Raw genomic sequence first — 13,285 nt, 5'->3', positions numbered from 1 at the left:
GATACCCCGTTTCCAGAACTTTGTCCACGGTCGTTTTCTTGCCAACAGCACGGGTGAGGTGTTCCCCGTCGTTAATCCGGCCACCGGGGAGGTGATCTACGAGGTGGAAGTGGCTGACGAATCCGTGCAGCAGGCGGCCATTGAGAGCGCCCGGGCCGGCTTTGCCGAGTGGTCGGCGAAGCCTGCGATTGAGCGCAGCCGCATTCTGCTCAAGGCGGTGGCCCTGCTGCGTGAGCGCAACGACGAATTGGCGGCCTGCGAAGTCCGCGATACCGGCAAACCCTGGCAGGAAGCGGAAGCCGTGGACGTGGTCACGGGCACCGATGCCGTTGAGTTCTTTGCCGGTCTGGCCCCATCCATCGAAGGCAACCAGCAGGATCTGGGCGGTGACTTCTATTACACCCGTCGCGAGCCGCTTGGTATTTGTGCCGGAATTGGTGCCTGGAACTACCCGATCCAGATCGCCTGCTGGAAATCCGCACCGGCACTGGCCTGCGGTAATGCCATGATTTTCAAGCCGTCAGAAGAAACCCCCATGGGTGCGATCAAGCTGGCGGAAATCTATGCTGAAGCTGGTGTTCCGGCCGGCGTATTCAACGTGCTGCAGGGTGCCGCCGAGGTGGGCGAATGGCTCACCCACGAGCCGGCCATCGCCAAGGTATCGTTCACCGGCGAGGTCGCGACCGGCAAGAAAGTCATGTCGGCGGCGTCTTCCACTCTCAAGGACGTCACCATGGAACTGGGCGGCAAGTCGCCGCTGATTATCTTCGACGATGCCGATCTGGAAAATGCCATCTCGGCCGCCATGGTGGGCAACTTCTACACCCAGGGCGAGATCTGCACCAATGGCACCCGGGTGTTTGTCCACGAAGATATCTACGAGCGGTTTATGGACCGTCTGCTGGAGCGTACCCGCAAGAACATCAAGCCGGGTGATCCGATGGACCCGGACACCAACTTTGGCGCCCTGATTTCCAGGAAGCATCAGGAGCTGGTGCTGGACTACATCGCCAAAGGACTCTCTGAAGGGGCGACACTCACCCACGGTGGCCGAGCTTTCGAGCCGGAAGATTCCAAAGGTGGCTATTTCGTGGAGCCCACCATTTTCACCGACTGCACCGATGACATGAGCATCGTGCGGGAAGAAATCTTCGGGCCGGTGATGTCCGTGCTCACCTTTTCCGATGAGGACGAGGTCATTGCCCGGGCCAACGGAACCGATACAGGTCTGGCAGCGGGCCTGTTCACCAGCGATATCCGCCGTGCGCACCGGGTGATTCACCAGATTCAGGCCGGTATCTGCTGGATCAACAGTTACGGCGCTTCCCCGGCGGAAATGCCGGTGGGTGGTTACAAACTTTCCGGCATTGGCCGCGAAAACGGCAGGATCACGCTCGACTACTACACCCAGATCAAGTCGGTGTATGTAGGCATGGAAGACCTGGATGCGCCGTTTTAAGCCAGTGACTCAACCCGGAGCAATTGCATGAAAGAAAATCGCTACGACTACATCATCGTGGGCGCGGGTTCTGCCGGTTGCGTACTGGCCAACCGCCTCACCGAGGACGCCCGTCACAAGGTGCTGCTGCTGGAAACCGGCGGCAGTGACAAGAGTATCTTTATCCAGATGCCCACGGCGCTGTCCATTCCCATGAACACCAAAAAGTACGCCTGGCAGTTCGAGACCGAGCCGGAGCCGTATCTGGACAACCGTCGCATGCACTGCCCCCGGGGCAAGGTGCTCGGTGGTTCTTCCTCGATCAATGGCATGGTCTATGTGCGTGGCCATGCCCGGGATTTCGACGAGTGGGACTCGGAAGGCGCGACCGGCTGGGATTACCAGCATGTGCTGCCGTATTTCAAAAAGGCGGAAACCTGGGCGTTTGGTGGTGACCACTACCGGGGTGAGTCTGGCCCGCTGGGTGTTAACAACGGTAATAACATGCAGAACCCGCTTTACAAGGCGTTCGTCGACGCGGGTGTGGATGCCGGTTATTTCCCCACCAACGATTATAACGGTGCCCAGCAGGAAGGCTTCGGTGCCATGCACATGACGGTGAAGAACGGTCGCCGCTGGTCCACGGCCAATGCCTACCTTCGCCCGGCCATGCAGCGTCCGAACCTGACGGTGGTGACCCATGCCCTGGTGCACGAAGTGCTGCTGGACGGTAAAACCGCGACCGGTGTGCGTTACGAGCAGGGTGGCAAGGTACACGAAGCCAAAGCCGCCGAAGAAGTGATCCTCTCAGCCGGCTCCATTGGTTCACCGCACCTGTTGCAGCTTTCAGGGATTGGTCAGCGCGAAGTCCTGGATAAAGCCGGCATTGAGGTAAAGCATGAACTGCCGGGCGTGGGCGAGAATTTGCAGGATCACCTGGAGTTCTATTTCCAGTTCCGCTGCAACAAGCCTGTATCCCTCAACAGCAAGCTCGACTGGTGGAACAAGCTGAAAATCGGTGTCCGCTGGATCCTGAGAAAGGATGGCCTGGGCGCCACCAACCATTTCGAGTCCTGTGGTTTCATCCGTTCCAAAGCAGGCGTTGAGTGGCCGGACCTGCAATACCATTTCCTGCCCGCCGCCATGCGTTATGACGGTAAAGAAGCGTTTGCTGGTGATGGCTTCCAGTTGCATATTGGTCACAACAAGCCGAGAAGCCGGGGCGTTGTGCATGTGGAGTCATCCGACCCGAAACAGGCGCCGCGTATCCAGTTCAACTATCTGCAGCACGAAGCGGATCGGGAAGGCTTTCGCGATTGTGTCCGTCTGACCCGTGAAATCATCAACCAGCCGGCCATGGATGAGTATCGGGGCCCCGAAATCCAGCCGGGCGAGGAAGTCCAGACCGACGAACAGATCGACGCCTTCGTGCGGCAGGCGGTGGAGAGCGCCTATCACGCGTCCTGCACCTGCAAGATGGGCACCGACGAGCTGGCCGTGGTTGATCCACAGACCCGTGTCCGTGGCATCAAAAACCTCCGGGTAGTGGACTCGTCCATCTTCCCGACCATACCCAACGGCAACCTGAACGCCCCCACCATTATGGTGGCCGAGCGGGCAGCCGACCTGATTCGGGGCAAGGAGCCCCTGAAACCTTCTGACGCGCCTGTGGCCATGGATGACCACTGGCAGGCGCGGCAGCGACAGGGACAGGCGAAGCGGTCGCTTAACTAGCACCGCATCACCCTTCCCGCCCGGAGGTGCAATGCCTCCGGGCTTCTCCGCAAACCATCAGGATTTCCCTATCAGCGCGCTGGCCCTGCCGGCTGTTTCCTGCGCGCCAGATAGGCAAGTCCTGGCCCGCCATCAAACACTGCGGGGGTTTGTGTCCGATTCGAAAGAGCAACAGCTTCAAAGTAGAGGAGGAACACCCATGCTGTTCACTGTAATGAAAGAAAGCAACCGGAGGACCTCATGACACTCTGGTTATCTACAGGCCTGATCTTTACCTTCGCCGCCATTGTTATGATCCTTTATAAATGGTGGGACGTGCAGTGTATCGGTGTGACACCGGTCCGCACCCTGACTTTTATTGCCATCCTGTTCACCTCCGGTCTGGATGTGGGGCTGATCATGTTCCCGCTGACCGAGTTCGGTGGCTATAGCGACCTGTCTTCAAGCCCGGAATACGGCTTTGCCAACCCGCTGGCCATTGAATTTGGCTTCTGGGCCTTCCTGATCTGGGGCTTCTATTTCCTGACCTGTTTCTACTTCGCGATCATTGAACCGCGGGTGAAGTTCTTTGAAATCCCGCTGGTGAAAGTGGTCAACAACGTGGTCATCATCGGTACCTGCGCCTTTACCGCCTACCTGCTGCTGGTTAACCTGCCGTGGTATCTGCCGCAGGTGGGTGACGGTGAATCGGTGGTGCCGACCTTCTATGCCATTGTGTTTGCTTCCATCGCGCTGGCGGTCTATTCCAGTTCCAAGATCAAATACGTTCGTATCCTGAGCCTGAGCTCCAGTGTGCTGTTCATTGCGCTGATTGCCGGTATGTGGGTGCGCGCCTTTGCGATGGATGGCGGATCCCCGGATGATTTCTTCGGGACAGTCGGCATGCTGGGCGAGTATTTCACCAACATTCACCAGTTTGCCCTTCCGATCAATGACTACCACGAGTTCTATCTGTTCTGGTGGTTTTCCTGGAGCATCATGATTGGTCAGTTCACCGCCCGTTTCGTCAGTGGCATCCGGACCTGGCAGTTGCTGATCGCCATGCTGGCGATTCCGTCCATCGCCATCGGCGTGTGGTTCTCGGTCCTGTTCCACTATCACGACGCAGGCCTGAAGGTTGCGGCCTTCACCAACATCGCGATGATTACGGTCGGGGTGCTGATGGTGGTGAACTCACTGGATTCCCTGATCCGGCTCTATACCGACAACCTGAACCTGACAGCTGAGCGCCTGGGCCGGGCCAACTATGTGGTGTTCAACTTCCTGGCCATGATCGGCCTGACCATGTTGTTCCAGCTCGACTTCCTGCGGATTCAGTGGGTCGGTGCCCTGGTGATCGCCCTGTACTTTGGCTGTTTTGCATACATCCTGACGAAGAAACGGTCGGAAGTGGCCGCCATAAAGGCGTCACCGGAAGAAAATATTCTTGATTTTCATAAGGTTGAACTGGCAGGTTGAGCCCCCATCAATAGCCTTCAGCCGTCGCTTCACGGACTGGGAGCGACCGCTGTGAGGCCTTGCGGAACGGGTTTGGATGGCTTGAAGGGCAGGAATAGGCTTAGCCTATGCCTTGGTTGGGAATTATCAATTTTATCCGAGCTGACAAAATCCGTACCGTGGCTCCTGTAAATTCATCGAATCGTAAATTCATCATCAAGGAGTTAGCTTTAATGGGCATCATTAACAGCGAGATCAAACCGTTTAACGCAACCGCTTTCAAACAGGGCGAGTTCGTTGACATCAGCGAAGCGGACGTTCAGGGCAAGTGGGCTGTATTTTTCTTCTATCCGGCCGACTTTACCTTCGTATGCCCGACCGAGCTGGGCGATGTAGCAGACAAGTACGAAGAACTGCAAAAGCTGGGCGTTGAAGTGTTCTCTGTGTCCACCGACACTCACTTCACCCACAAAGCATGGCACGACAGCTCCGAGACCATCGGCAAGATCAACTACTACATGGTTGGCGACCAGACTGGCACCATCACCAACAATTTCGGTGTAATGCGTGAAGGCCAGGGCCTGGCAGACCGTGCCACCTTCCTGATCGATCCGGATGGTGTCATCCAGGCGATGGAAATCACTGCGGAAGGCATTGGCCGTGATGCAGACGATCTGATGCGCAAGGTGAAAGCGGCTCAGTACGTTCGCAATCATCCTGGCGAAGTATGCCCGGCCAAGTGGAAAGAAGGCGAAGAGACGCTTGCTCCGTCTCTGGACCTGGTTGGCAAGATCTAAGCTTTCCTCTTCAGGCTAAGCGATAAGTAAGGGCCTGCACAGCAGGCCCGATACTGCTGACAAACCCCGGTTTTCCGGGGTTTGTTGCGTTTGGGGCACGTCATTTTTTCGACGCACGGCCCTGGTTAAAGACGGGCGAGAATGGCCTCCGAACTGGTTTTCTCGAGGCCCTGCTCATCGATATCGAGGGACTGTACGGTGCCGTCGTTCACGATCATGGCGTAACGCTGGCTCCGGATGCCCATCTGGCTGGCGGTGCGATCCTGGGTCAGGCCAATAGCCTCGGCGAATTCGCCCAGCCCGTCTGCAAGCATGATGATTTCTTCGGCATTGTGGGCCTTGCCCCAGGCATCCATGACGAAGGTATCGTTAACCGAGGTGCAGATGATGCTGTCCACACCCTTGGCCTTGATCTTGTCTGCATCGACCACAAAACCTGGCAGGTGTGCCCTGGAGCAGGTCGGTGTGAAGGCACCAGGCACGGCAAAGATCACCACTTTCTTGCCGGCGAACAGGTCGCCAGTGTTCACTTTTTCCGGGCCTTTTTCGCCCATCACCTGCAGTTCAATATTCGGTAACGTGTCGCCGGTCTGGATCGCCATTGTTGTCATCTCCACTGGGTGTGTTGGCAAAGTATTCTGCTGTCCTGTTTATACGCTGTTTTCTGCGGGCGGACCAAGCGGTGGGTTTCTGAATCGGGTGATGAGTTTGCTTATTTCCCGGAGCCATAACACCGAGCTGGCAACCGCGGCACAAAAGAGCCAGTCGTGAAGGCTGAGGCTAACGGTGGAGAATGCTTTCTGCAGAACGGGCAGGTAGACCACCGCCACTTGCAGTGCCAGGGACAGGCCAACGGCACCCCAGAGCCAGGCGTTGGAGAATAGCCCTGTGAAGGCGCTCTGTTCGTCGGACCTTGAAATGAACACGGTAAACAGAGAGAACAGAACCAGGGTTGTGAACGCCATGGTCTGGGCATAGTCGAGGCTGCCTTCACCCGCCACGAGGCCGCCGGGAAGGGAGGCGTCCAGCACAAACAGGGTGCCTGTCGCCGTTATGGAGCCGACAAAAACGATGCCGGCCCACATTCTGCGTGTTATCACGCCTTCGTCCCGCGGTCTTGGTGGTCGCGTCATGGCCTCTGCATCCCCGGGGTCAAGGCCGAGAGCGAGGGCGGGTGCGCCGTCGGTAACCATATTGACCCACAGGATTTGCGTGGCCAGCAGTGGCAAGGCAAGGCCGTCGACGCTTTCAGCCAGCCCGATCATATCGGCCAGCAATACGCCAAAAAACATCGTCATCACCTCGCCAATGTTCGACGACAGCAGGTAACGCAGAAATTTACGAATGTTGGCGAAGATGGTGCGGCCTTCTTCTACCGCAGCCACGATTGAGGCGAAGTTGTCATCCGCAAGAATGATATCGGATGCTTCACGGGAGACGTCGGTTCCGCTAATGCCCATGGCAATCCCGATATCGGCCGTTTTCAGGGCGGGGGCATCGTTCACGCCATCCCCGGTCATGGCCACGATCGCCCTGTCTTTCTGTAGCGCCTTGACGATGCGAAGTTTGTGCTCTGGATTCACTCGGGCATAGACCGATACTTCACGCACCGTATGGTTCAGCGCCTCGTCCGGCATTCGGTCGATATCCGCACCGGAAACCGCACGGCCATCGCTGCAGATGCCGAGTTCTTCGGCAATGACCGCTGCGGTGACCGGATGATCGCCGGTGATCATCACGGGTCGGATACCGGCTGCCCTGGCATGGGCAACGGCTTGCCTGGCTTCCTCCCTGGGTGGGTCAATCATGCCAATCAGCCCGACAAAGACCAAGTCTTTCTCCAGTTCCTCATCGACATCTTCCGGTTCGAAGTCGTCAGCCGGCAGCACCTTGGCGGCGACCCCGAGGGTGCGCAGGGCCTCCCGGGCCAGCTGTTCGTTGAGGTCGAGGATTTCAATGCGGCGTTCAGGGGTAAGTGAGCGGGTGCTGTCGCCGACCCGCTCACGGGTGCAGCGTCCCAATAACACATCGGGCGCGCCTTTGGTGAACACCTGGATGTGTTCCCGCTGCTGGCGGTCGGTGTTGAGGGTAGACATCAGTTTCCGTTCCGACGAGAACGGCACCTCGCCCACCCGCTGGTACCTGTGGTCCAGCATTTCGTCCGCCAGTCCGATCTTGCGGGCGGCGACAATCAGTGCGCCCTCGGTGGGATCACCCTGGATGGTCCATTGGCCGTCTTCCTCCTGCAGTTCCGCATTGGTGGCGCGGTCACCGACGGTCAGGGCGCGTTCCAGTTCCAGCCGCAGAGCCCGGTCCATAGTGTCGGCGCCATCGCCATAGGGGGGAGGGTCTGCCGTAACGTCGCCAACCGGCTCATAGCCCGTACCCGAGAGGGTGACCCGGCCACTGGCAGTGACCACGGTTCGCACGGTCATCTCATTGCGGGTGAGGGTGCCGGTTTTGTCAGAGGCGATTATGTTGGCAGAGCCCAGGGTCTCAACGGCCGCAAGGTGGCGAACAATGGCGTTACGGCGCGCCATGCGTTGAACCCCGAGGGCAAGAACCGCGGTAACTACCGCCGGCAATCCTTCCGGCACTGCCGCGACCGCAAGTGCGACGCCGAGGATAAGGACATCGAAAATGGCGGAAAAGCCGCTGACATGCTCGAGCAGGATGATGGTGACGATCATCACCACGGCGATGGCGATAACCACCAACCCCAGCAGCCTCCCGACCCGGGCAAGATCCTCCTGCAGCGGTGTGGTTTCCGGTGGGGCCTCGTCCAGCATGCCGGCTATCTGCCCCATCTGGGTCTGCATGCCAGTGGCGGTCACCACGGCAGTGCCGCGGCCATAGGTGACGGCAGTGCCGCTGAAAACCATATTCTGGCGGTCGCCGATAGCCGCCTCTCCGGTTATGGTTTCCGGCTCCTTGGCTTCGGGCAGGCTCTCGCCGGTGAGCGCGGCTTCGGAGGTTTGCAGGGCGACGGAATGGATCAGACGGGCGTCGGCGGGGATGGTATCGCCTTCTTCCATCAGGATGATGTCGCCGGTAACAACGTCGCTGGCTGGTATGCTCCGTTGTTCACCATCGCGAATCACCCGGGCCTTTGCGGCCGCCATCCGGCGCAGGGCGGCAACGGCCTGCTCTGCCCGCGCCTGCTGGACATAACCCATGCCGGCGTTGAGCAACACAATGGCCAGGATCGCAATGGCCTCGTAAGGCAGCTCCGAATGCCGCTCGAACAGCCAGAGTGCCAGTGATACGCCAGCCGCGATCAGCAGCAGGATGACCAGGGTATCGGTGAACTGGGCGAGCAGTTTTCGCCAGCCGGGAACCGGCTTGGCGGAGGTTAGTTCATTCGGGCCTTCACGTTCCAGGCGGGCTCTGGCCTCATTGCCGCTAAGGCCCTGATGTTCCTGACTTCCCAGTGCGGCAATGACAGCAGCCGGAGAAAGCCGATAGGCGGCCATCTGTTCTCTTGGCGTTCGTTCAACCATCTCCGTTCATCCTTGTGAGGCGTAAGGTCACAAGGATCATTGTAGACGGAAGTAAAGGCCGGAAAACCGATCTGTATCAGGAGCCGGAGGTTTCGTTGCCAACTTGCGAGCCGCGGGCCTTGAGCCGATAGAATTCCTCGATCACGTTCGCCATGGCATCCGGGCAATAGGGCCGCAGACTACCAAGGATCAGGCGCTTGGCGACTTCGCCAACTGGTTTCCCGTCGGTGATCAGCTGGTATTCAAGGGTGACGTTGCCGCGCTTGCCAGCCGGTTCGAGGTCGGCGTTGTGCAGCTCCAGTTCAGACGAGGTGGTGTCCAGGCTGTCCAGCGCAAGGCTCATGCTTTCGTACATCACCATGGGACGGTCCGGGTTGAACATGACGCCCCGGGATTCCATGAGTGGCTTCAGGGTATGGGGGAAGTTCTTGCCGGACGCGGCCACGTAGCTGCGGGTAAAGTCCTCGATGACCTTTTCATCATCGGTATTTTCACCGCTCCGGTTCACTTCAAGGTAGACCTTTCCGCCCTGGTCACAGACCTCGATGGTTCCTTCTCCGTTTTCCCGGAATTCCAGGGGAACAGCGTCGCCGAGCAGGCTTCGGAACTGGAACGTCATGTTCTTCGACAGCCCGAAACGGGACAGGACAACCGCAAACAGCAGATCCCCCGGCACACAAAAGCGGCGCGCGTCAGGGTCGTGGATCGGGTTGAAGTCACCCGCGACCTCCTTGGCGAACTGGCTGGCCTGACGCGCGGTAATGTATACGCGTCCGTCCTGGATGGAGTAAAAACGGTCTAGAAACATGCTTTGCCTATTCTGAGTGCAAGGGGTGGGTCGTGACGCCCTTTACCATGGTACTTGGCTGCAGCGTGAATGGATATGCGCTATTGGTCCAGACATTGTCCGGGTTAATGGTGGCTATATAGTAATGGGCTATCAAACAGTTTGTGCCAATTAATTTGAGCATTTTATTGCCAGCCCGTATCGTCGACGCATCTTCTGATCACAGTTCGTTTGAACTCAGACATTCAGTATTAAGACATCTCAAGGGGAAACGCGATATGTTGGATGCCAACATCAAGGAACAGCTGAAAGCCTACATGGAAAAGCTGCAACAGCCGATTGAGCTGGTAGCGGCCTATGACGACGGTGACAAATCTCAGGAGCTGAAGCAGCTGCTGGAAGAAATTGAGTCGATGTCTGACAAGATCAGCCTGCGTACTGAAGAGGCTCAGGACGTTCGTCGCCCTTCTTTTGCCATCAACCGTGTTGGCGCCGATGCTGGCGTCCGTTTCGCCGGCATTCCCATGGGCCATGAATTCACCTCTCTGGTACTGGCTCTGCTGCAGGTGGGTGGGCATCCGTCCAAGGCGTCCCAGGACGTTATTGAGCAGATCAAGTCCCTGGACGGCGAATTCGAGTTCGAAACCTACTTTTCCCTGTCCTGCCAGAACTGCCCCGATGTGGTTCAGGCTTTGAACCTGATGAGCGTGCTGAACCCGAACGTCAAGCACACTGCTATCGATGGCGCCCTGTTCCAGGATGAAGTGGAAAAGCGGGAAGTGATGGCCGTGCCCAATGTTTACCTGAACGGTGAGCCGTGGGGCCAGGGCCGCATGACCATGGAAGAGATTGTTGCCAGGCTCGACACCAGGTCCGACGAGAAAGAGGCGGAGAAGATCAGCCAGAAGGATGACTTCGATGTCCTGGTGGTAGGTGGTGGCCCGGCGGGTTCCTCTGCTGCCATCTATGCCGCTCGTAAGGGGATTGCGACGGGTATTGCTGCCGAGCGCTTCGGTGGCCAGGTGGCCGATACCATGGGGATCGAGAACCTGATCTCTGTGCCTTATACCGAAGGGCCCAAGCTGGTGGCTGCGATGGAGCAGCATGTAACAGAGTACGAAGTGGATATCATGAACATGCAGCGTGCCGAGAAGCTGATTCCGGCCACCAAACGCGGTGGGTTGCATGAAGTTCGCCTGGCCAATGGTGCGTCTTTGAAGTCTCGCACGCTTGTGCTTTCCACCGGTGCACGCTGGCGTCAGATGGGTGTTCCGGGCGAAGAGGAATACCGGAACAAGGGTGTAGCCTATTGCCCGCATTGTGACGGCCCGTTGTTCAAGGGCAAGCGTGTGTCTGTTATCGGCGGCGGTAACTCGGGTGTAGAAGCGGCCATCGACCTGGCCGGTATCGTCGGGCATGTAACGCTGATTGAGTTTGGCGCCGAGATGCGGGCCGACGAGGTTTTGCAGAAGAAGCTGCGTAGCCTCAAAAACGTGGAAATCATCACGTCCGGCCAGACGACCGAGATCACCGGTGAAAATGGCAGGGTCAGCGGCCTTAATTACAAGGATCGCAACACCGGTGAAGAGCACCACCTTGCCCTGGAAGGTGTGTTCGTCCAGATTGGCCTGGTGCCAAACACCGAATGGCTGAAAGGTGATATCGAGCTGAGCCAGCACGGTGAGATTGTCGTTAACGAGCGCAACGAAACCTCCATTCCGGGGATCTTCGCGGCAGGCGATGCGACTACCGTGCCCTACAAGCAAATCGTCATCTCCATGGGTGAAGGTTCCAAGGCTGCACTGAGCGCCTTTGACTTCCTGATCCGTAACTCTGTAGAAGAGGACGAAGAGCAGGCGGCTTAAGACCGTGAAGGTCGTTTTCCGGTGATGAGAGCGAAAAGGGGCATCGGTGTGATCCGGTGCCCCTTTTTTTGCTCTTGTGCAGCGGTCATGGCCGTGACCTGTTACACGGTTTTACTGGCTACTCTTTCATGGCCTTGTCATACTTATGGCCTGTACATAAAGTAGTCACTTCGCGCGTCACGGACGCACTTCTCTGTATGAAACGTTCTGTTCTCTCCCTGTTTTCAGCTGTGCTTTGCTCGCTCATGTTATCCAGCTACGTTCACCCGGCAGAGCCCATTCGTGTAGCTGTCCCCAATATCTCCAATCTGCTGACCAAGAATCAGGATGGTGTTTATCAGAGAATCATGAGGCGTGCCCTGGAAGCTCTGGATTTCGATATTCAGGAGAGGTTCTACCCCTATAAACGCACCATGCTGGTCTTTAACAATGACGAGGCAGATTGTATTTATTCCTTTACGGAAGTGCTTGAGGGTCGCCTGGGTGAAGAGGCGGTCATTGCGAGTTTTCCATTGGGAAAGTTCAGTTATTACCTCTTTGTCCTGAAGGATAAGGTGCCTCCTTCAAGCCTTACGGCACTTGAGGGACACGAGGTGGGGGCGGTGATAGGCCATGAGACATATCTGGACCCCGTTCTTGAGGGTCGAAATATCTACGTGAACTGGTCCAGAACCGATGCCCTGAATGTTGCAATGCTGGAGTATGGTCGCTTCGACACCATGATTGCGGCCATTCCCGATGTCCGGCCTTATCTGGACAAACTTTCCTACGCCCCGGAGCATCCGTTACTGGAGAGTTATGACCGGCTTACCTGTCATAATACTGAGCGCAACCGGGCGTTTTTGCGGGTGTTGTCTGCGGAGTTGAGACGGCTCAAGATGGCCGGCGGCTATCAGGAAATCGCTGGCCCGCTGTATGTGGACTTTGATAGCAACAAGGTGACACCGGCTGAGGGATACCATTGAACATGCACGCAGTGGATGAATGGCCGGGCTTTTCCGGATAGGCCGGCGCCGGGTTTACTTGAGGTCCTCCTCCAGACTGCCTTCAAAACGCTCCTCTTCATTGTCCGGAAACAGATGACCGTAGGCTGCGCGGACACCGGCGACGATGAAATCATGAGGTACGTCGTCGAACAGGCCGTGGTCATTTACGTATTCCATGTGCGCCTGTCCTGATGCGGTGTATTCCTGGAAAACGGAATCGTGGACACCGTCGAATTCCAGTGGTTCCACCTTCATCATTTCGCACAACTGTTTGTTGAAGGCGGGAGTCGCTTTCACCCACTGTCCGTTCAGGTAAAGTTCGATAAAACCGTGCATTCGGAAAATATCTGACTGGAGCCATTCGATCAGTTTCGGGCTGGACAGATGATTGCGGACATCAGCCAGACCGAGACGGCTGGGAATGCCTGCCGACCGGGCGGCGGCGCCGAGCAGAACAGCCTTGGGGATGCAGTAGGTTTCGCCGCTGGTCAGTGCGTAGCTGGCACTGAAGGTTTTGGCGTCGGTCCGGAACACATAAGGGTTGTAACTTACACTGTCTCGCACCGCCAGATAGAGGGCTTTCGCCTGCTCAACAGGATCGTCGGATACACCAGTGAGTTGATTGGCAATCCACGCCTTTAGCTCGGGCTGCTCGTAGTCAAAGAATGTGGTGGGCTGGAGGTAGCGTTCCATAGTGACGAATCAGAGTCGTGGCATGAGGCTATGATGGTCGCCAATGAG

At 57.4% G+C, this 13,285-nt stretch carries 10 protein-coding genes; 6 read left to right on the top strand and 4 right to left on the bottom strand.

All coding sequences use genetic code 11. The features are described from left to right. The first annotated feature begins 1 nt into the window (after window position 1). From betB to ahpC, 4 genes are all read left to right on the top strand, one after another. Window positions 2-1,459, top strand: coding sequence for a betaine-aldehyde dehydrogenase (gene betB / locus KFJ24_RS14990; protein ID WP_434968040.1), 1,458 nt, complete (start codon window positions 2-4; stop codon window positions 1,457-1,459). Between the two features lie 27 nt (window positions 1,460-1,486). Continuing rightward, complete coding sequence (gene betA / locus KFJ24_RS14985) at window positions 1,487-3,172, top strand: choline dehydrogenase (RefSeq protein WP_250831891.1); 1,686 nt, start codon at window positions 1,487-1,489, stop codon at window positions 3,170-3,172. A 240-nt stretch (window positions 3,173-3,412) separates the two neighbouring features. Further along, complete coding sequence (locus KFJ24_RS14980) at window positions 3,413-4,630, top strand: BCCT family transporter (protein ID WP_250831890.1); 1,218 nt, start codon at window positions 3,413-3,415, stop codon at window positions 4,628-4,630. A gap of 212 nt (window positions 4,631-4,842) precedes the next feature. Continuing rightward, window positions 4,843-5,406 carry an alkyl hydroperoxide reductase subunit C gene (ahpC, locus tag KFJ24_RS14975; RefSeq protein ID WP_250831889.1) on the top strand — a complete coding sequence of 188 codons (564 nt, stop codon included), beginning with the start codon at window positions 4,843-4,845 and terminating at the stop codon, window positions 5,404-5,406. A 125-nt stretch (window positions 5,407-5,531) separates the two neighbouring features. Here the strand turns inward: ahpC and KFJ24_RS14970 are convergent, their stop codons facing one another. The 3 genes from KFJ24_RS14970 to KFJ24_RS14960 all read right to left on the bottom strand — a co-directional run bounded on the left by KFJ24_RS14970 (window position 5,532) and on the right by KFJ24_RS14960 (window position 9,714). Then, window positions 5,532-6,008, bottom strand: coding sequence for a peroxiredoxin (locus KFJ24_RS14970; RefSeq protein WP_250831888.1), 477 nt, complete (start codon window positions 6,006-6,008; stop codon window positions 5,532-5,534). A gap of 48 nt (window positions 6,009-6,056) precedes the next feature. Beyond that, the gene (locus tag KFJ24_RS14965; RefSeq protein WP_250831887.1) at window positions 6,057-8,906 is read right to left on the bottom strand and encodes a cation-translocating P-type ATPase; all 2,850 of its coding nucleotides are present in this window, start codon (window positions 8,904-8,906) and stop codon (window positions 6,057-6,059) included. Between the two features lie 76 nt (window positions 8,907-8,982). After that, window positions 8,983-9,714 carry a DUF3581 domain-containing protein gene (locus KFJ24_RS14960; protein ID WP_250831886.1) on the bottom strand — a complete coding sequence of 244 codons (732 nt, stop codon included), beginning with the start codon at window positions 9,712-9,714 and terminating at the stop codon, window positions 8,983-8,985. A 257-nt stretch (window positions 9,715-9,971) separates the two neighbouring features. Between KFJ24_RS14960 and ahpF the strand changes: the two genes are divergently transcribed. Continuing rightward, window positions 9,972-11,558 (top strand): alkyl hydroperoxide reductase subunit F, encoded by a 1,587-nt coding sequence (gene ahpF, locus KFJ24_RS14955; protein WP_250831885.1) that lies wholly within the window; start codon window positions 9,972-9,974, stop codon window positions 11,556-11,558. 197 nt (window positions 11,559-11,755) lie between these two features. Continuing rightward, the gene (locus KFJ24_RS14950; RefSeq protein WP_250831884.1) at window positions 11,756-12,523 is read left to right on the top strand and encodes a substrate-binding periplasmic protein; all 768 of its coding nucleotides are present in this window, start codon (window positions 11,756-11,758) and stop codon (window positions 12,521-12,523) included. 54 nt (window positions 12,524-12,577) lie between these two features. On the opposite strand, the gene KFJ24_RS14945 is transcribed toward KFJ24_RS14950, so the two are convergent. Further along, on the bottom strand, window positions 12,578-13,237 hold the full coding sequence (locus KFJ24_RS14945; RefSeq protein ID WP_250831883.1) for a transglutaminase-like domain-containing protein: 660 nt from the start codon (window positions 13,235-13,237) through the stop codon (window positions 12,578-12,580). Window positions 13,238-13,285 lie beyond the last annotated feature (48 nt).

The sequence above is a fragment of the Marinobacter sediminum genome, from assembly GCF_023657445.1.
Taxonomy (GTDB): Bacteria; Pseudomonadota; Gammaproteobacteria; order Pseudomonadales; family Oleiphilaceae; genus Marinobacter; species Marinobacter sediminum_A.
The sequence above is the reverse complement of the archived record's forward strand: the minus strand, read 5'-3'. Positions and strand labels throughout refer to the sequence as shown.